The following is a 19,473-nucleotide window of genomic DNA, read 5'->3' as shown; positions in this document are numbered from 1 at the left end:
CTCACCGAAGCGGGCGAGCCGCCCTGCTCGGCAGGCGCCGGCGCGTCCGGCGCGCCCGCATCCGGGCGAGCCTCGGCGCCGGGCGCCTCCTGATCAGGGAAGCCTGCGGCACTGTTGCGAAAAAGGGGCCCCGAGGCGGTCACGGCGCGCGGAGCATACTCGGGCGCCCTGGTCCCGGCCATTCCGCGGCAAGTTAAAAGCACAGGGGGCGCTGGCGCCCGGGACCGACGAAACCGAGCGCCAGCGGCAGCGCCGAAGCCCCTCCACCCCTCCAGGCCACGAACCGGGAAGAACGTGGCGCAGCGCACCCGGTCCGGCGGCCTCGCGGTGAGGTCGCGAATCTGGGTTCGCACCCGCCAGCCCGGCTCGTGGAACGCAAAATGCGCATCCCCGCAGGCGCGCCGTGACCTCGTGCTACCATCGCCCCCGATGACATCAGCGCTCTCGGTCGCGCGTGAAGCTTCGCCTCTTCTCCTGAAGCTTCGCTCTGCCGTGGAGCAGGCCCTCGAAGGGAAGCCAGAGGCGGTCGAGCTGGCGCTCATCGCGCTGCTCGCCCGGGGCCATGTCCTCATCGAGGACGTCCCCGGCGTCGGCAAGACGACGCTGGCCCGAGCGCTGGCCAAGGCCGTGGGGGGCGAGCTCCGTCGCGTTCAGTTCACCAGCGATCTCCTGCCGAGCGACGTGCTCGGGGTCAGCGTCTTCGACCAGCGGCTCGGGCAGTTCGTCTTCCGGCAGGGGCCGATCTTCGCGAACGTGCTGCTCGCCGACGAGATCAACCGGGCGAGCCCCCGGACGCAGTCGGCGCTGCTCGAGGCGATGAACGAGGGGCAGGTGTCCATCGAGGGGACGGCGACGCCGCTGCCGTACCCCTTCTTCGTGCTCGCGACCCAGAACCCGCAGGATTTCGCGGGCACGTTCCCGCTGCCGGAGTCGCAGCTCGACCGGTTCATGGTGCGGATCCGGATCGGGTACCCGCCGCCGCAGGTGGAGATGCGGCTGCTCCTCCAGGGCGGCGAGCCCGACCGGGCGCGGAACGTGCCGCAGATCATCGATCCGGCCCAGCTCGTCGCCCTGCAGCGCGAGGTCGATCGCGTCGAGCTCGACTCGTCGCTCGCGACCTACCTGCAGGCGGTGCTCACGGCCACGCGGTCGAGCCCGACCCTCTCGCTGGGCGCATCGCCGCGCGCCGGCATGAACCTGGCGCGCGCGGCCCGGGGGCGCGCGGTCCTCTACGGACGCTCGTACTGTATCGCGGACGACATCCACAACCTTGCGGTGGCCGTGCTGGCGCACCGGGTCCGGCTCTCGGCCCACGCGGAGGGCTACATGCCGACCCGCGACGAGTGCGAGGCGGCGGTGCGCGACCTCGTGGCGCGGGTGCCGGTCCCCCTCTGAGGGGTGGGCGATGGGCGCAGAGGACAGGGAGCGGGGATCTCTCAGCGGCAGCTCCCGCGGCGCAGAGCGCGCCGGCGCAGCGGCGCGGAGCGCCGTCCGGCCGAGCAAGCCGAGGCGCGACAGGCCGCTTGTCGAGCAGCGCCCGCTGCTGCCCCCGCGCGGGGACAAGGCGTCGTTGTGGACGAGGGTCCTGCTCTTCCTGAGGCCGCCCCGGAAGCTCAAGTTCACCCGGGAAGGAAAGTACTACCTCGGAATCACGCTGGGCGTCGGCTTCGCGGCGATCAACACGGGCAACAACCTCCTCTACCTGCTGCTCGGGATGCTGCTGTCGCTGATCGTCGTCTCCGGCGTGATGAGCGATCTGTCGCTGCAGCACCTCACGGTGACCCGGCGGCTCCCGGCCCGCGCCCAGGTGGGCCGGGCTCACCTCGTCGAGATCGAGGTCTACAACCACAAGAAGCGCGTGCCGTCGTACGCGATCGAGGTCGAGGATCTGCGCGCCGGCCAGCCGGCCGACAAGCGCTGCTTCTTCCTGAAGATCAGCCCCTCCAGCGCGCAGGTGGCCGCGTACCGGCGGACGCCGGCGAGGCGCGGCCGCGACCGGCACACCGGGTTCCGCATCGCGACCCGCTTTCCCTTCGGGCTGTTCGAGAAATCGCGGGAGGTCGAGGCCGAGGGCGACCTCATCATCTACCCCGCGGTCGATCCGGTCCGGCTCCCCGTCGAGGACGCGGGCCGGCGCGAGGGCGGCGCGAGCCTCAGCGGGCGCGGGGGCGGCGACGAGACGTTCGGCCTCCGGCCGATGCGCGAGGGGGACGATCCGCGCGACATCTACTGGAAGAAGAGCACGATGCGCGACCAGCTGGTGCTGCGCGAGCGCACCCGCGAGACGCGACCGGACGTGCAGATCGTCGTCGACACGGTGCGCCCCGCCGGGGAGGGCGACGCGTTCGCGCCGACCTTCGAGCGCAGGATCCGCGAGGCGGCGTCGCGCGCCGTCGCCCACGTCAAGCGCGGCGACGCCGTGGTCGTCGCGACGACGTTGGGCGAGCGGGTGCGCGGCGATCGCAACATCGGCTCCGACGCGATCCTCCGCTTCCTGGCGCTGCTCGATGCGGTCGACGACGGCCGGGCGCCCGAGCGCAACGCCCGCGCGCCGCTGCGCCAGGGATCGAGCCCGAGCCCGAGCAGCGGTGAGCGCCGCGCCGGCGCGCCGAGGAGCGCGTCGTGAGGTTCGGGATGGTGCACCGGGTCATGACCGACGCGCTCGCGGCGCTCGGCGTCATCGCCCTCGTCGCGAGCGGGCAGTTCAACCGCTACGTGAGCTGGGCGATCCTCATCTGCCTCGGGCTCGCGCTCGTCGTGCGCGAGTCGTGGCAGCGGCACCCGGCGCTCCGCCACCTCGACACGGGCATCCTGCTGGCCGTCATCGCCGTCCAGGTGGTCCGCATCGTCGCCACCGACGCGAGCGTGCTCGACGTGCTCGTGGAGTTCGCCGCCGCGCTGCAGATCATCCGGCTCGCGACGCGCAAAGGGGCGGCGCACGACCAGCAGGTCATCGTGCTCGCGCTGCTGCACCTCATCGCCGGGACCGTCCTCGGCGGCGGCATGGGCTACGGGCTGTGCTTCCTGGGGGTGCTCGTCGTCGCGCCGGGCGCGCTCGTGCTCAGCCACCTGCGGCGCGAGGTCGAGGGCAACTACCGGCAGGGGGCGCGCGACCGGACGGGGCTGCCCGTGGACGTGCCGCGCATCCTGCGCTCGAGGCGGGTCGTCGGGCGCTCGTTCCTGGCCGTCACCTGCCTGCTCTCGGTCCCGATCTTCGCCTTCACCGCGCTCCTGTTCGTGATCTTCCCGCGCGTCGGCCTCTCGCTGCTCCTGCTCAACCGCGGCCACACCGGGCGGATGATCGGCTTCTCGGGCAAGGTCGACCTCGGCGCGGTCGGCGTGCTGCGCAGCGACCCCAAGCTGGCGATGCGGGTCGAGATCCCCGAGCTCCCGGAGCCGCCGCCCCCGCGCCTCACCATGCACCTGCGCGGCACCGCGCTCGACGCGTACGACGGCCGCACCTGGACCCAGAGCGAGACGTTCAAGCGCCCCGCGGAGAGCGACGGGGGGCTCGTGCCGATCGAGCGGTACCCGGACCCGGCGGTCGACCCGGTGATGCGCATCGATCTCGAGCCCATCGATCCGCCCGTGATCTTCCTCCCGCCGAACGCGACGGGGCTCCGGCTCAAGCACCGCGGGCAGCTCGGGGTCGACGCAGGCACGATGGCCTACCGCGGGCCGGAGGGGGAGCTCAGGTACCAGCCCACGGACGATCGCGGGCTGGTCTACGACATCTTCCTGTCGCGGAAGCGGGCGCCGACCTTCCAGCGCCTCCCCGGCGCCGAGCGGAGGCGCTACCTGGAGCTCCCGAGGGATCTGCCGTCGCGCGTCGTCGATCTCGCGCAACAGTGGACGCAAGGCGTGGATCGTCCGGCCGATCGGGCGCGGGCGATCCAGGAGCACCTGCGCACGGAGTACCGGTACGACCTTGCGTCGCCGTCGGGCGCGGACCCGCAGCCGCTCGATCATTTCCTGTTCGAGTCGAAGCGCGGGCACTGCGAGTTCTACTCGACCGCGATGGCCATCCTGCTGCGCGCGGTGGACGTCCCGACGCGCAACGTGACCGGCTTCGTCGGCGGCACCTACAACCGCTTCGGCCGGTTCTATGCGGTGCGCCAGGGCGACGCCCACTCGTGGGTCGAGGTGTACCTCGACGGCGAGGGGTGGATGACGTTCGACCCGACGCCGCCGGCCGACGCGGCGCCGAAGAGCGAGCTGGTCGGGGCCTGGGCGTACCTCCGCGATTTCATCGAGGCGACGAGCCAGCGCTGGGACAGGCACGTCGTCGGCTACGACCTGAACCAGCAGGTGGGCCTGCTCCAGACGCTGACGTCGCGCTACCGGAGGTCCGGATCGAGCGGCGACCTCTCGCTGTCGCGCCCGCGGATCCTCGCCGTCGCCGCCGTCGCGCTCGCGCTGGGCGGCGGCGTGCTCTACTGGCGCTTCCGCCGCACGCGCCGCGGGCGCGAGGAGCGCCGCGCGGACGCCGGGCGCACCCCGAGCGCGATCCTGGCGACGGCGCTCTACGAGAGCCTGGAGGCCGCCATGCTCGTCCAGGGCGTGCCGCGCCCGCCCAGCCTGCCGCCGCTGCGCCACGCCGAGGCGCTTGAGCTCGCGGAGCACCCGCTGGCGCGCGAGATCCTGACGCTCACGCAGGTCTACCTGCGCGCCCGCTTCGGCGGGGCGACGCTCTCGGAGGACGACAGCCGCGACTTCGAGCGGCGGGTCAAGGCGCTGCGCGGGGCGGAGCGGCGAGCGCGCTCTGCGAGCGAGAGCGGGCTCGCCGCGTCGACCTGATCGCGGCCGAGGAGACGCGCGGCGCGCCCGGAGCCGCGGCGCGCGGGCCACGCGGGTTGCGCCGCGCGCGCTGCTCCAGCCGCGCGGACCGCATCAACGGCGGCGCAAAGGTCGCTTCGCGATGAACGCCTGCCGGATACCGGCGACGGCGCGGCGGCTCGGGCCGCCGGCGATGAACGGATCCTCGGGCGCGAGCTCACCCAGCCGGTCGAGGAACGACTGCGCCACGACGCGCTCGCCGAGGAGGCTCACGACGTCCGACTGGCTTCGCATCGTGGACGCGAGGACGGCCGCCGTCGACGTGTCCGGCACCGCGGCGATCGAGAGCGACTCGAGCACGCGCCTGAGCGGCACGATCGACTGCGCCGTCGCCAGCTTGCGATCCGAGGCGCCGAGCGGCTGCGGGGCGTACTCGAGCCAGATGCCGGCGACGTTCAGGTGGCCGAGCAGCTTCTTGGACCAGCGCGGATCGAGCTCCACGTGGAGCGGCCGGACGTCGGCCAGCGTGGAGAGGGCGAACTCGCCGGGCTCGCCCGCGAGCGCGAAGTCGCGCAGGAGCGGCGCGAGCTTGCGCTCGTCGGCGAGCAGGCTCGCGGCGACGTGGCCGCGATCGAGCAGCGGGATCGGGACCACGAGGACATCGGGCCGCTCGCCGCGCGTGATCCGCGCCGCCCACACCCGCCACGTGATCGCCGGGGATCGCACGAGGATCGCGGACCCGGGATCGAGGCTCCCGTACGCCTCGTCCGTCCAGACCTCGGCGGCCGTCTGCTCGCTCCGATCGGCGGCGAAGCCTGCCTCCTCGCTCGTCAGCGCGACCAGCGTCAGCTGGAAGACGACGAGCAGCGCCGCGCCGCTCCGCGAGAACGGCACGCGCGTGTGGAGCAGCGCCCGCACCGCGGCGTGCGCCCCGAGCGCCGAGCCGACGGCGATCGCCGCGACCGCGAGCGAGCGCAGGGGGGTGAGCGGATCCGCGGAGAGCACGCCGGCAGCCCGCGCGGGCAGGAGGGTGTCGAGCGCGAGCAGGACGAGGAAGGGCGCGACGAGCCACCGCGCGCGCGGGCGCAGGAGCGAGAGCGAGAGCCCGGCCGCGGCGACGAGCAGGGAGACGACGCCGATCTCGCGGCTCCACGCGGCGAGCGCCGTGGTGCGGGCGCTCGCGACGTCGAGGGCGGCGAGGCTGCCGGCCGTGAGCGCGCGGCCGATGTCGGCCCAGGCGCGCGGCGCGAGCGGCCTGAGCACGAGCGGCGCGATCAGGAGCGCGGCCGTGAGCGCCCCCGCGCCCGCGGCGGCGCCCAGCATGCGCCGGGGCGGGCCGCCGGCCGAGGCCTCGGCGGGGCGCCCGCCCGCGCGCAGGGCGCCGCCGCGCGCGAGGAACATCGCGTACGACGCCGCAAAAGCGGCGAGGCCTGCGGGGGGACTCTCGGCGAACGTGGCCCCAAGGAGCGCGCCGAGCGCGATCCACGCGCGCCCGGCGTGCCGCGCCTGCTCGGCGCAGGTCGACGCGAGCGCGAGCGTCACGAGCGCGCAGCAGGTGGCGATCATGGCGCCGCCGCCGACCGTCGCCTCGCGCTGCCAGGTCGGCGACAGGGCCGCCGTGAGGACGGCGATCGCGGAGAGCACCGAGGCGAGCCGCGGGCTCACGGCGCCGCCGAGCGTGTCCGGCGCGGCGGGCGCGGCGGGCGTGGATCGCGCGCCGGCGGGGGTCGGCTCGGCTGCGCCGCCGCGGAGCTTGCGCCAGAGCGAGAGCCCCGGGAGGGACGCCGGCCGCGCGGACTCCAGGAGGAGGCGGCGGACCATCCCGTAGAGCAGGCGCGACGCGAGCGCGAGCGCGAGCGCCGATCCGAGGGCGGTGCGGAAGGTGCGGGAGCCCAGCGGGAGCAGGCTCAGCGCCTGCGAGAGCGCCGTCGATAGGCCGCCGCCCACGCCGACCGCGACGAGGCCGAGATCCCGGACGGCCGTGAGATCTTCCCGCCATTGCCCGGAAGAGGCGGCGCGGGCCAGCGACAGCCCGAAGGGCAGCGCGGCCGACAGCAAGGCGAGCGACCGATCGAGCCAGCAGCGTTTCTCTCCGGAGCCCACCGAGCGGCCATGCCAGATCGGCCGCGGCCGGGCCAAGTTCCAGCGCACCCCGGCGCCGCGCGCGGTTCGGCGGCGGCGCGGCGCGCGCGGGGCCGATCCGCGCGCGCACGGCGCGGAGGATACGGAGAGGCGGTGAGCGGCGACCTGGGCTAGAGTCGCCCCTTCCACGGAAAATCGGAGGTCGGCTCGTGTCCCGTTTCATCGATGAGCTCAAGAGGACGCACCGCTGCGGCGATCTGCGCGAGGCGGACATTGGCAAGCAGGTCGTGCTGTTCGGCTGGGTCGCGCGGCGCCGCGATCACGGCGGTTGCATCTTCATCGACCTCCGCGACCGCACCGGCGTGACGCAGATCGTCTTCGATCGCAGCTACCTCGAGGCGATCAGGAAGCACGGCCTGAAGGTGGAGGAGAAGGACCTCGTCGACGCGCACGCCGCCGCCGAGCGGGCCCGATCCGAGTGGGTCATCGGCGTCCGGGGCGTCGTGGTCAGCCGAGAAGGCAACGTGAACGACAAGATCGACACGGGGGCGATCGAGGTCTGGGTCGCCGAGGCGACGATCTTCAACAGGGCGGAGACGCCGCCGTTCGAGATCGCGGACGAGATCGAGACGCGCGAGGAGATCCGCCTGCAGCACCGGTACCTCGACCTGCGCCGCGCCCCGCTCCAGCGGGCGCTGCGGATGCGCCACGAGATCAACCGGACGACGCGCAATTACCTGTCGGACAACGGCTGCCTCGAGCTCGAGACGCCCTTCCTCGTGAAGTACACGCCGGGCGGGGCGCGCAACTTCCTCGTCCCCTCGCGGATCTCGGCCGGGAAGTTCTACGCGCTCGCCGAGAGCCCGCAGCTCTACAAGCAGCTCTTCATGGTCGCGGGCTTCGACCGCTACTTCCAGATCGTGAAGTGCTTCCGGGACGAGGACCTGCGCATCGACCGGCAGCCGGAGTTCACCCAGATCGACGTCGAGCTGTCGTTCGTGAACCAGGACGACGTCTTCGGGCTGATGGAGGGGCTCGTCTTCGCGGTGTTCAAGGCCGCCCTCGGCAAGGACCTCACCGAGCTCTACCCGACCGGCCGCTTCCCGCGCATGCCGTACGCCGAGTCGATGCGCCGCTTCGGCAACGACAAGCCCGACCTCCGCTTCGGGATCGAGCACACCGACCTCACGGACCTCATCATCGAGCACAACGGCGGCGGGGTGCCGTTCTGGGTCGAGCTCGCCGAGAAGTTCAAGTCCGGCAAGCTGCGGCGCGACCTGCCCGCCGAGATCGTGAAGGGGCTCGTGATCCCGGCGAGCGCCAACCTGTCCCGCCAGCAGACCGAGGATCTCGAGCGCGGGCTCCGCGACGTGAAGGGCTTCCGCGGCCTCGCGCGCGCCAAGCTCGCCGAGGACGGCTCCTGGACGCAGTCGCCGCTCACGAAGTCGATCACGCCGGAGCTCCGGCAGAAGCTGAACGAGGTGCTCGGCGCCAAGCCGGGCGACGTCCTCTGCTTCCAGTTCGGCAAGGAAGCCGTTGTGCACACCGTGATGGCGAAGCTCCGCATCGACGTCGCGAAGAAGATGGGGCTCATCCCGGAGTACGGGCATGGCGACCAGTGGAGGTTCCTCTGGGTGACCAACCCACCTCTGTTCGAGTTCGACGAGGACACGGGGCGCTGGGCCGCCGCGCACCACGCGTTCACGCGGCCGATCGACGAGCACGTCGCGCTCCTCGAGAGCGATCCGGCGCGCGTGGAGTGTTACCGTTACGATCTCGTGCTGAACGGGTTCGAGATCGGCGGCGGCTCGATCCGGCTGCACGATCCCGAGGTGCAGGCGCGCGTCTTCAAGACGCTGGGCATCGACGAGAACGACGCGCGCGACAAGTTCGGGTTCCTCCTGGACGCGCTCCGCAGCGGGGCGCCCCCGCACGGCGGCATCGCGCTCGGCATGGACCGGCTCGCGATGCTGCTCAGCGGCGCGCCGACGCTCAGGGACGTCATCCCGTTCCCGAAGACCAACCAGGGCACGGATCAGATGACCGGCGCGCCCGTGATCGTCGACGCCGCGCAGCTCACCGAGCTTCACGTGAAGACGGCGGTCGCGGCCGCGGACGCCCGGCAGGGCGCGACGGGCACCGGCAGCGCCGGCGCCTGATGCCAAGGCGGGGGACGCGCGCGCGATCGGGTGCACCTCCGGCGGCGGCGGCGCGGCGGCGCGGCGGGCCTGTCGCCGGTCGCGCGCGCCGCCGCGACCGCGCTCGCTGTGCTCTGCCTCGCCGCGCGTGGCCGTCCGCGTTGGCCTTTATGTTTGCAGGCCGCGCACTTCTGGTAGGGTAGGGCCTGTATCCTTCGCCATGGCCTCCCCGGCGCGAGTCCTCGTTGTCGATGACAGCCCGACCATCCTGAAGGTCGTCAGCGCCATCCTCGCTCGCAATGGGTTCGACCCGACCGTGGCGCGCGACGGGCTCGCGGGGATCGAGCTGGTCAAGAAGGGGCCGAAATACGACCTCGTCCTCCTCGATTTCGTGATGCCGAGGATGAACGGCTACGCCTTCTGCCGGGAGCTCCGCTCGAACCCGTCGCACCGCAACGTGCCCGTGGTCCTGATGAGCGCCAAGGGCGACAAGCTCAGGGGGCAGTTCGTCCAGCAGACCGGCGCCGTCGACGCGATCACCAAGCCGTTCGACGCGCGCGCGCTGGTCGCGGTGATCGAGGGCGCGCTCTCGAAGGCGGCGGAGGGGCGCGCGCGGCCCGTGCCCGAGGGCGCGAAGATGCCCGACGAGGACACGATCGCCGAGAGCGTGCGGCCGAGCCTCCTCGCCAGGAACATGCGCCAGCGCACCGGCGCGGAGTTCGCGCAGCAGCTGTCGACGGTGATGACGCCGGCGATCATGAGCCTCTCGCCCGAGGCGCGGACCAACGAGGCCGCGGTGATGCAGGCGGTCGCCCGCGTGATGACGAGCGAGGTCGTCTCCAAGCTGACCCTGACGCTCCGCGACCTCGACGATACGCCGGCGGACGCGAAGGAGGTGATGAGCGGCGACGTCTCGGCGATCCCGCTCGCCGAGATCCTCCAGCTGCTCCAGATGCAGCGGCAGACGGGCGTGCTCCGGGTGACCACGAACCGCGCGTCGGTCACGATCTCGCTCCGCCAGGGGCTCATCGATCTGGTGCAGGCGCGCAACTCGTCGGACGAGTTCAAGCTGGGCCGCTACTTCATCGAGCGCGGGCTCCTGACGCGGGAGCGGCTCGAGGCGCTGCTCCGCGCGAAGCGGCCGCACGCCCTGCTCGGCCAGGTGCTCGTGGAGGCCGGCGTCGCGACGAACGACGACCTCATCGCCGTGCTGGAGCGGCAGTCGAGCGAGCTCATCTACGAGGTGCTGCGCTGGCCCTACGGTCGCTTCTCGTTCACGCGCGAGCCGTTCCGCCCCGAGGTCGAGCAGGCGCACCTCGGCCTCCCGGTGTCCGCGCTGGTCCTCGAGGGGTTCCGGCGTGTCGACGAGTGGCGGCTCATGGAGGGGACGATCAACTTCGACCAGGTGGTGGTCGTCGACCAGGTCGCGCTCGACGGCGTGGGCTCCGGCAAGCTGACGCGCATCGAGCAGCTCGTGCTCGGCGCGGTCAACGGCTCGCGCACGGTGAACGAGGTGATCAAGGAGAGCGCGGTCGGCTCGTTCGACGCGATCAAGACGATCTACCAGTTCCTCCAGTCGCGGGTGCTGAGGACCAGGGCGGCCTGAGCGCCGGGGCCGCGAGGGCCACGCGGTCCTGCGTGAGGCCCGCGTGAGGCCGCGACGGCGCGATGACCACCCACGCGCTGCTCGCCGCAGCGGCGCGCGCGCGGCCCGCATCACCCGCGGGTCGTCTGTTTGTGTTCGCGTGTTCGCGTGTTCGCGTGTTCGCGTGTTCGCGGTGCTCAGGCCGCCGCACGACGGGCGTAGCGCTGAGCGTTCTCGCGGCGGAGAGGGCGGGATTCGAACCCGCGGATCAGTTTCCCGATCGCACGCTTAGCAAGCGTGTGCCTTCAGCCACTCGGCCACCTCTCCTGGTACCCAGGATGGTCCACCCGCCCCGTGCTCAGCGCAGGAGCAGCGCGGACCTCGATGCATGACGATAGAAAGAACGCTGGCTCGTCCGACGCTCGGCGCGGCGGCGAGGGAGCGGCAACATACCAAAGAGGTTGTCGCCGTGCACAAAAGATCGTGCAGGGGGATGCCGGTAGCGACGGATCCCGAGGGGGCGGGACGGACGGCCCGGGAAGCGGGCCGCCAGGCTCGTCCTTTGGCGCTCGGATCGGCCGATCACCGTCGGGCGAACGGGGAGCGCTGAACGCGCCGGGACAGCTCCGGTCGCCAGGACCGCGCGTCCGTCATTGCGGCACCACATAGGCCAGGGCCAGCAACACGGCGCCGAGCGCCGCGCAGACCCCCCACGCGCGGGCCGCGCTGCGGGCCAGGAAGGCGAAGCACATCGCCACGAGCCAGAGCGGTACCACGAGCGAAAAGCCGAGCGCGGACCGCGTATCCTCGGCGAGCGGCGCGAATCGCGCGAGGCACACGCTCGCCAGGACGGCGAGCGGGAGAGTCCCGATCAGCGCCGCGAGCACGCGCAGCGCGGAGTCGAGGCGGCGGCTAGCCATGGCGCGCTCCGAGGAGCGAGAGCGCGGCGATGGCCGGCGGACACAGGAAGGCGAGGCCCCAGACGGCGCGCGGCCAGACCGGCGCGAGCAGGACGAACGCGCTCGCGGCGCAGAGGAGCGTCGCGAAGGGGACGAGGAACGCCGCCGCGCCGGCCTCGGCCCGGCTCCACAGCCACACCGACAGGGAGAAGAAGGCGGCGGCCAGGACCCGGGCCGAGGCGCGCCATTCGCGCCTCGCCCGCAGCCACGCCGCGACGCCGAACGGCAGGCGCTCCGGCCGCGCCCCATGGAGCAACGCGAAGGCGAGATACGCCGAGAGGACCGACGCGGTCTCAACCATGGGACGCCGTCTGCCGCCTGGCCACGAGCCCTGCCCCGCCGTGGGTCAACGCCGGCTGCGGCGCGCGGCGCGTCACCAGCAGCCGCGCCGCAGGTCGCGAGGTTGCCCGGCGAAGCGCCCACGCAGAGGCGCAGAGCGCCGCGGCCGCCAGCAGGAGCGCGACATCGACGGCGACGACGGCTCCGAGCTTCGGCCCCGCGCCGAAGAGCCCCGCCCCCGACCAGCGCGCCGCGAGCGCGGGGACCGGCAGCAGCAAGAGCCCCGCGAGCCCGAGCTGGCGCGACCAGAGGCGCCCGCCGTCACGCGCGGCGAGCGCCCAGGCGATGCAGAGCACGAGCACCCCCAGGAACGTCAGCTCCTCGGCCGTCGCGCGCGCGCCCCAGTCGAGCGGGAACGCCCGGCTCACCAGGAACAGCGCCGCGGTCGCGACGACGGTCCCAGCGCCGAAGCCCACGGTGAGCCGCGCGAGGAGGCGGTTGCCGAGGCGCTCTTGCCGCGCCTCCCGTCGAGCGAGCCAGATCCAGTTGCCGGTGAGGATCGTCGCGCACGTCGCCAGGGCGAGCACGAAGAACAGGATGCGAAGCGTGGTGCCGCCGAAATCGGCGTAGTGGAGGCCATAGATCCAGCGAAACACGTCGCTGCGCGCGCCCTCGGCGCCCGGCGCGTCGAGCGAGAGGACCGCTCCGTCGATCGCCCGCAGCCGCATGCGCACGCTGCCACGCGTGAACGGGACGCCCTCGAGCGAGCCGCGGATATCGACGGTCCCGCTGTCGAGACCGAGGTGCCAGATACGCAATCTCTCGGGCACGAGCCGGGGCTCCGCGGCGCGCGCGCGGGCCATGAGCTCGTCCAGCGTCAGGCCACGAGCGGGTGTCCCCTGCGCCGGCTCGTCCGCGAAGGACGCCCCCCAGGCGGAGAGGTCCGCCCGCGCGGCGTCGCCGCCGAACACGGGGCCCGTGAACACCCCGACGAGCACCCCCAGGAACACGATGAACGCGCCGGAGTACGCGTACAGGAGCTGAAACGGAAGGCCTATCACGCCAAGCACCTTGTGCATATCCGACCACAGGACACGGCGCGTCTTGTCCGGCCGGAACTGATGAAACTGCCGGACGATGTCCTTCAGGTGGATGAGCACGCCGGTCGCCAGCGCGAGCAGGAGCGCGACGCACAGGAGACCGGCCACATAGAACAGCCACACTCCGGTCGCTCGGTGCCAGAGGTAGTGCAGGTCGTAGAGGAAGTCGGACAGCCGCTCTCGCTCGGGCACGAGCCCCTCGTGGACCCACGCCGTGACCGCCTCGCCCTGCGAGAAGTAGAGTAGCCGCGCGGCGCCCAGCCCACCTTCCGGCACGTCGAACCAGAGCTGCTCCGGCGTCGTCCCCGCAGCGGCGAGCCCCTCATCGAGCGTGGCCTGGAGCCCTACCTGCTCGACGGAGGAGCGCTGCTGGGTCAGGGGCTCCTCCCACACCGCGAGCTGCCTGCGGAAGAGCGTGATCCCCCCCGACAGGAACATCACGTAGAGCAAGAGCCCACCTATCACGCCTGCCCATGCGTGCACGCTCCAGAAGGTCGTGAAGGCATGGCGGGAGAGCTTCTTGGCCATCGCGAGTCACCCTGTTCCCTCGCGCGGAGCGCCGCGCGCCGCGCGAGATTATCTCACCTTCGCCAGCCCGTGCAGGTATCCCGGCGTCTTCAGGCCGAGCTTCGGGCCGCCCTCGGCCGTGAGCTCGATCAGCGTGCTCTCCGTGGAGCCGCTCCCCTCATCGATCGTGAAGACCCGGCCGTCGACCTCGAAGAAGGAGACGTTCGCGGGCGAGGGGGCCAGCTCCCCGACCGCCGTGGCCTCGTTGGTCGCGGTGTCCCACCGCCACCAGTGCCACGCCGGCTGGCTCGTGACTCCTGACGTCTTGGTCTCCTCCTCGATCGTGGCGAGCTCCGGTTCGAACACCCGGAGGAAGAGGCTGTCCCCGCCCGCAGGGATGGGATCGCCCGCGATCGCGCCGTCCGAAAGCTCGCTCAGGAGCAGATGGAAGTCCGGGTCGAAGGCGTCCGCGTCCTTCAGGATGCGCAGCGCGCAGGGCTCGGACTCCAGGCGCTCGAGGTGATAGGCCGCCCCCGCCAGCGCCGAGCTCACGAAGTAGGCGTCGCCGGAGGCCGTCTCGATGGGCTGCGTGATCCCGCCGCACCGGTCGTCGACGTCGAACCGCACGACGGTGTCCGTCTCGGTGTCGATCGCGATGAGCCCGGTCTCCGGAAGAATGGTGTCGGTCGTCTTCCAGTCGAACCACCCCACCGAGATGAGCAGCGTCTTGCCGCGCAGAACAGACCCGTATCCGTACAGCGCCAGGTAGCCCTCGCGGTGCGTGTCCGGCAGCGGGATCGTCCCTTCTACCTCCATCGTCGTGGGGTTCCACACGACGATCTGCTCGCCCGCGCGATCCGGATGATAGACCTTCGTCGACGAGATGAGGTAATTCGTAGGCCAGAGGGACTGCACGCCGAAGGGCTGGAAGCTGATCGAGTCTCCCTTGACCAGCTTGTTGGAACCATCGAGCGTGTAACGCGAGATCGTCGGCGCCTCGGCCTCACCGATGCCGAACCAGCCCAGCCCCTCGAACGCGAACAGCCGTGCCGATCCGGGGATCTCGAGCGCCTGGGACGGGTCGACCTCCGTGCCTGGCTCGATCGACGGCAGCACGTGAAAGTAAGAGTTGGTCGCGGTGTCGTCCCAGACGCGCGTGGCGACGATGAACGCGTCGCCGCCGTCCTGCCCGCCGCCACCGCCGCCCTGCCCGGCGCCGCCCTGCCCGCTGCTGCCGCTGTGATCGACGGGGTTCGACGTCTCGTCGTCGCCGCAGCCGCTGCCGAGCACGCCGGTCAGGAGCACGAGCACGAAGGCCGTCGCGCTCGTTCGGGTCGATGACCGCTGCTTCCGCTGAATCACACTCATCCGTGTCTCCTTCTGTCGTGCGAGCGAAAGGGCTCACCTCGACATCGTCGTCATCACATCTCCAGCGTCGCCTTGGAGAACAGCGTCCGCCCGGGTCGCTGGATACCGTAGAAATCGAAGGCCCGCTCGTTGGTGAGGTTGTGAGCCTCGATGGTGAAGCTCACCGTGCGCGGCTCGTCGCGCGCGACGTAGGTGAGCGCGAGCGAGTGCAGGAGCTGCGAGTCCACCTTGGCCTTGGAGTCGATCCGCCCCCAGTTCTCGAAGCCGAGGTAGAACTCGTGCACGTAGCGCGTATCCCAGGTGAGCGAGATCGCGTCGCGCGGCGCGACGACCTCCTGGAGCTGCACGCGCGCCGAGCCGTTGGCGAAGAGCCACGGCCGGTTCGGCATCCGTTCACCCTCGGAGCCAGCGAAGTTCCCTTCGTCGGACACCTTGCGAAAATCGTCATAGGTGATGTTGCCGTCGAGGGCGAGGTGCTCCCCCGGCGACGTCCAGCCGGCGGCGGCCTCGATGCCCAGCGACCGTGCCCCCGAGACGTGGATGTACTGGATCGATTCCGTGCGGTTGTTCAGCACGATGAGCCGCTCGACCGCGCGGACGAACCCGTTCGCGTCGAGCCGCCACGCGCCCCACGCGGTGTCGCGCGCGTCGATCGTGAAGCCGAGGTTCCCGTTGTGGCTCGTCTCGGGCTTGAGCGCGAGGTTGGAAACGATCATCATCCCGTCGCCGAACACCTCGACGGGCCGCGGGAGCCGCGTCGTCCACTCGTACGACGCCTTGGCGTAGAGCCATTCGGAGAAGCGATAGCGGAGGCCATCGCCGACGCCGAGGCGGTGGGTGTCGCGCTCCCGCTGGTCGAAGTACCCGTGCAGCCCCGGGAGGCGCCCCGTCATGCGGAGAAGCTGCACGTAGTCCTTCACGAAGGAGCTGTTCTCCAGGCGATCGTCGAGCAGGTTGAGCTGATGCTCGACGCCGAGCACCAAGGTGAACAGGCTGTGCGCGCCCCTGAGCTGCTCGCGGGCGTCATTGTCCAGCCTGCGCTCTTCTGCCGTGCGCGTGATGAACGTCGGAGACACGGAGAGCTGCAGCGCGTGCTCCGGGTGGGGCCGGTAGCGGAGGTTCAGGCGGCCGAGACCGCTGTGCTCCAGGAACACCCGATCCCGGGGGGACGTCTCGTCCTCGCCTGGATTGGGGCGCTTGCTGCGGCAGCGACCGAACCAGTCGTAGTTGCACTCGCTGACATCGAGGAAGGCGGCGCGCCCGTACGTGTACCCGACGAGCGCGTCGAGGGCGACGCCGCGGCCGAGCCCTTGCTCGTACTGGAGCGTCGCGCCCGGCGCGGTCTCGCCGTTCGTGACCTCGCCATAGGGCGTCTCCATGACGCCGAATTTGTGCTGATGCTCCTTGTCGTAATCGGTGACGTAGGCGCGCAGGAGCAGGCGCCGCGCCCAGGGCCGATTGACGAAGCCGACCTCGGCGCTGGCGCCCGCCGCCCGGTAGGCGTCGTGGAATCGGCGGACGCGGGTGAGCTCGGAGTCCCTGCGCCCGGTCTTGAAGTCCACCACATGGACATCCACCGGATAGTCGTTCTTCGCGTAATCGAAGAAGCCGCTCACGCGGGTGAAGAAGCCGCTCGGCTCGTGCAGGTGCCGCGCCGAGAGCGTGAGCCGGTGGGTGTCGTAGGAGCCGACCTCGTACGACGCCGCGCCATGGGTGCCGCGGACGTCTCGATCCGTGACCAGGTTGACGGCCCCGCCCAGCGCGTCGGCGCCGAAGCGCACCGGGACCACGCCGCGGTAGATCTCGACGCGCTCGACCAGGTTCACAGGCACGTTCGAGACGCCGAACGGGTACCCCGCGAGATCGAGCGGCACGCCGTCGATGAAGAAGCGTATCTGTTCGTCCGTGAGGCCGTTCAGCGAGAAGCGCGCCCAGGAGCCGAGCCCCGCGCTCTTCCGCACGCCGACGCCCTGGGTGCGGGCGAGCACCTCGCCCATGTCCGCGGTCCTCCTCTGCGCCTCCTCGGTCTCGATGACCGTGACCGCCTGCGCGGATTGCCGGAGGCGCTCGGCCATCGCGGCGCCGCGCACGGTCACCTCGGCGGGCGCTGCGCTGTTCGCCGGGTCGGACCCCGTGGCCGGCGGGGGAGCCGCGTTGTTCGCCGGGTCGGACCCCGTGGCCGGCGGGGGAGCTGCGTTGTTCGCCCGGTCGGGCCCCGTGACCGGCGGGGGAGCGGTCGCTGCCGTACCCGTGGCCGCGACCCCGCTTCCCCCCGTCGCCGAGGAGGAGGGCTCGGCCTTCGGCTCCTCGGGGAGCCGGAACTCGTAGCTGTAGAGGATCCGTGCGGCGATCGGCGTGCCGTCCCGGCGGGCCGGCGTGAAGCGGGACCGGAGCACCGCGGCGCGGGCGGCCCCATCGAAGCCGTCGCCTATCGGGCTCGTGACCTCGGCCTCGGTCACGCGCCCCTCCGCGTCGACCAGGAGCTTCAGCACGACCGTGCCCTCCCGGCGCGCCGCTCGGGCCGCCTCCGGGTACTCGGCCTCGGCGAGCTCGAGCAGCTGCGGCGGCTCGATCCGGGGGCCCCCGGCGCCGGGCGGCGGGCGATCGAGGCCCGGCGAGCCAGGGGCAGGCGCGCTCACGGTCGGCGCCCGGTCATCCGCGGCGCGCTCGGGCTGAGCGTACGCTGGCGCCTGCACGCTGGGCAGCAGGAACGTCAACAGCCCTGCAAGCGGGCCTCGAAGCGCAAACGGACTTCGCGCCACCCCATCGACCTTCGACCTGGCCCGCGGTTCGGGACGCGGGGGCCGGGAAACCGAGTTGACGTCCATGGACGAGTTTGCCAGTAGTCAAGATGAAAACAGAAATCAATTTCATTCTTGCTTCAGATGCGGTTGTTGCTCCAACATTTCGTCTTTTATGTAATCCGTACTACCGGTCGCCTCCGGCGATGCTGACGGATGCACGCGATCGCCTGGTGGCGCCGATCCCAACGTGACGGCCACCACAGGCCCGTCGCGCGCCGGGGTCGGGAAATCCCACGGCGCACAACCGCGGCTCGGTGCCCGTCCAGGGGCGCACCTTGCCCCTTGACAAGTCCGTCACGGTAAAGTAACTGGCGTTGATGAAAATGAAAACGATATTCATTTTCTATGTGCAGTAGAACAGTATAGTGGATTACATCATCGGCGCCGGGTGGCTCCGCGACGCGGGCCGGCTAGCTCCCGGCGAGCAAGGCGTCGTCGAGCATTTCCGGGGACGGTAGTGCCGGGTGGCGAATCTGCGAACCGCACGTGGGGCATGAGGTCGGCCGCCGTGCGTCGATGCGAAGGCACCATCGATAGGAGTGGCGCCCCGCGGGCCGTCCTCCCAATCAGCACTTTTGACGTCGATTGTCGGCAGGGTCAATTGGCAGAGGAGCACGGCCACGGACGAGCACCACGGGCGATTCGACCTCGAACAGCCTCCTCCGTGTGCGTCGCGCGCTCCCACCGAGCGATCCGCCGGCTTGACCTCCGCCGAGCGCACGCGCGCTCGCGCAGGCAACGAACCGCAAACAAGACCACAACAAGGGGCAACGCATGGATCTTCGGCACATCAATGAGCTCCAACAAGTCATCGAGCGCCTCACGGAGTTCACATCTCAGGTCAAGGAGAAATCCGGGGATGTAACGCTCCGTCAGGAGGCCCAAGGTCAACTCGACGTCTTGGCTCAATTGCCCGGCGTCCTGAGGTACTTCTTCATCGATGAGGAAAAAGACAGCTGTCTTATCCGATCTCCGGACGCGGAGATCGCGCGAAAACCCACCTATTCGGACAAGGAGTTCTCCTGTACGCCGATCTTCATCATTGGAAATCGGAGGTCTGGGACGACGCTGCTGTCTTACCTGCTCAACGCGGCAGACGGCCTGTCAGCCGTCCCGGAGGCGTTCGTCGCGGGCGAGATCGTCGCGATGGACCGGCTGTTCACCACCGGCCATCGCGCGATGAAATTGCTCAACGAGCCGTTCACGCATTTTCTCCTGAGGATGGGCCGCCTGATTGACGCGATCTACAGCGAGTACGCGACGAGCAAGGGCAAGCGGCGATGGGCCTCGAAGGAGCTGTTCATCCCTCACAGGCTGGACCTCCTGGACGCGATATTCGACTACCGCGCTCAGTTCATCTACGCGGTACGGCACGGGTTCAGCGTGGCGCACTCGTGCGCATCGAGGTTCCCGATGCGTGACGGATTGCCGCTGAACCGCGACACGAGCCTGGACGTCGAGACATACCTCAACGAATGGGTCTCGAACAATGAGGCGACGATGAACTTCTACGAGAGGAACACGGATCGCTGTTTCCTCGTCCGATACGAGGAGTTCACGAGGGATCCGCTGTCGACAGGCAAGAAGCTGTTCGAGTTTCTGCGCGAGCCATGGACAGACGATCTTGTCAACAAGAAGCTGGGCAAGCAACAGCTTCGTGGCATGGGCGACAACAAGATCTTCGCCACAGGGGGCAAGGTCCTCGCCGCAGAAGAGCCCTGGCGCAAGTGGCCCAAATCATTGCTGAGCACACTCGGTCGTACGGCGAATCCTACCCTGCAGCGTCTCGGGTACGACACCGCGGGATGAAGCGCCTCGGATCGCTCCTCACGACCTCAGCTCGGCGTCGATAGCGGGATCCGTCGAGGCGTCGAG

General features: G+C 70.9%; 13 protein-coding genes and 1 tRNA gene. 7 read left to right on the top strand and 7 right to left on the bottom strand.

The genetic code is table 11. The annotated features are described in order from the left end of the window. Positions 1-429 precede the first annotated feature (429 nt). Genes WMF12_RS43190 through WMF12_RS43180 form a run of 3 tightly spaced genes read left to right on the top strand, consistent with a single transcriptional unit; the run spans position 430 to position 4,797 of the window. Positions 430-1,395 carry an AAA family ATPase gene (locus WMF12_RS43190; RefSeq protein ID WP_044967114.1) on the top strand — a complete coding sequence of 322 codons (966 nt, stop codon included), beginning with the start codon at positions 430-432 and terminating at the stop codon, positions 1,393-1,395. 10 nt (positions 1,396-1,405) lie between these two features. Beyond that, entirely contained in the window at positions 1,406-2,626 is a 1,221-nt protein-coding gene (locus WMF12_RS43185) for a DUF58 domain-containing protein (RefSeq protein ID WP_437742541.1), read from the top strand. Next, positions 2,623-4,797 (top strand): transglutaminaseTgpA domain-containing protein, encoded by a 2,175-nt coding sequence (locus WMF12_RS43180; RefSeq protein ID WP_437854537.1) that lies wholly within the window; start codon positions 2,623-2,625, stop codon positions 4,795-4,797. The genes WMF12_RS43185 and WMF12_RS43180 overlap by 4 nt, the downstream gene beginning before the upstream one ends. A 93-nt stretch (positions 4,798-4,890) precedes the next feature. Here the strand turns inward: WMF12_RS43180 and WMF12_RS43175 are convergent, their stop codons facing one another. Then, complete coding sequence (locus WMF12_RS43175; RefSeq protein ID WP_437854536.1) at positions 4,891-6,879, bottom strand: hypothetical protein; 1,989 nt, start codon at positions 6,877-6,879, stop codon at positions 4,891-4,893. Between the two features lie 188 nt (positions 6,880-7,067). Here WMF12_RS43175 and aspS point away from each other — a divergent pair, with 188 nt between their 5' ends. Then, positions 7,068-9,017: an aspartate--tRNA ligase gene (aspS, locus tag WMF12_RS43170; RefSeq protein ID WP_437854535.1), complete on the top strand. Its 1,950-nt coding sequence runs from the start codon at positions 7,068-7,070 to the stop codon at positions 9,015-9,017. A gap of 199 nt (positions 9,018-9,216) precedes the next feature. Beyond that, positions 9,217-10,602: a DUF4388 domain-containing protein gene (locus WMF12_RS43165; protein ID WP_437742537.1), complete on the top strand. Its 1,386-nt coding sequence runs from the start codon at positions 9,217-9,219 to the stop codon at positions 10,600-10,602. A gap of 219 nt (positions 10,603-10,821) precedes the next feature. Here the strand turns inward: WMF12_RS43165 and WMF12_RS43160 are convergent. From WMF12_RS43160 to mxcH, 6 genes are all read right to left on the bottom strand, one after another. Then, positions 10,822-10,908, bottom strand: a tRNA-Ser gene (locus WMF12_RS43160). 323 nt (positions 10,909-11,231) lie between these two features. Beyond that, complete coding sequence (locus tag WMF12_RS43155; protein WP_437854534.1) at positions 11,232-11,501, bottom strand: hypothetical protein; 270 nt, start codon at positions 11,499-11,501, stop codon at positions 11,232-11,234. Next, entirely contained in the window at positions 11,494-11,841 is a 348-nt protein-coding gene (locus tag WMF12_RS43150) for a hypothetical protein (RefSeq protein WP_437854532.1), read from the bottom strand. The genes WMF12_RS43155 and WMF12_RS43150 overlap by 8 nt, the downstream gene beginning before the upstream one ends. Beyond that, the gene (locus WMF12_RS43145) at positions 11,834-13,447 is read right to left on the bottom strand and encodes a PepSY-associated TM helix domain-containing protein (protein ID WP_437854531.1); all 1,614 of its coding nucleotides are present in this window, start codon (positions 13,445-13,447) and stop codon (positions 11,834-11,836) included. Before WMF12_RS43145 ends, WMF12_RS43150 begins: the two co-directional genes overlap by 8 nt. Before the next feature lie 48 nt (positions 13,448-13,495). Further along, positions 13,496-14,794, bottom strand: a complete 1,299-nt coding sequence (locus WMF12_RS43140; RefSeq protein WP_437854530.1) for a hypothetical protein — start codon at positions 14,792-14,794, stop codon at positions 13,496-13,498. A gap of 53 nt (positions 14,795-14,847) precedes the next feature. Next, on the bottom strand, positions 14,848-17,511 hold the full coding sequence (mxcH, locus tag WMF12_RS43135) for a TonB-dependent siderophore myxochelin receptor MxcH (protein WP_437854529.1): 2,664 nt from the start codon (positions 17,509-17,511) through the stop codon (positions 14,848-14,850). Between the two features lie 134 nt (positions 17,512-17,645). On the opposite strand from mxcH, the gene WMF12_RS43130 reads away from it, so the two are divergent. After that, positions 17,646-17,789, top strand: a complete 144-nt coding sequence (locus WMF12_RS43130; RefSeq protein WP_437854528.1) for a hypothetical protein — start codon at positions 17,646-17,648, stop codon at positions 17,787-17,789. 583 nt (positions 17,790-18,372) lie between these two features. Beyond that, on the top strand, positions 18,373-19,407 hold the full coding sequence (locus WMF12_RS43125) for a sulfotransferase family protein (protein ID WP_437854527.1): 1,035 nt from the start codon (positions 18,373-18,375) through the stop codon (positions 19,405-19,407). Positions 19,408-19,473: the final 66 nt, after the last annotated feature.

The sequence above is a fragment of the Sorangium sp. So ce363 genome (assembly GCF_051520435.1).
In the GTDB taxonomy this organism is placed as follows: domain Bacteria; phylum Myxococcota_A; class Polyangia; order Polyangiales; family Polyangiaceae; genus Sorangium; species Sorangium cellulosum_B.
The sequence above is the reverse complement of the archived record's forward strand: the minus strand, read 5'-3'. Positions and strand labels throughout refer to the sequence as shown.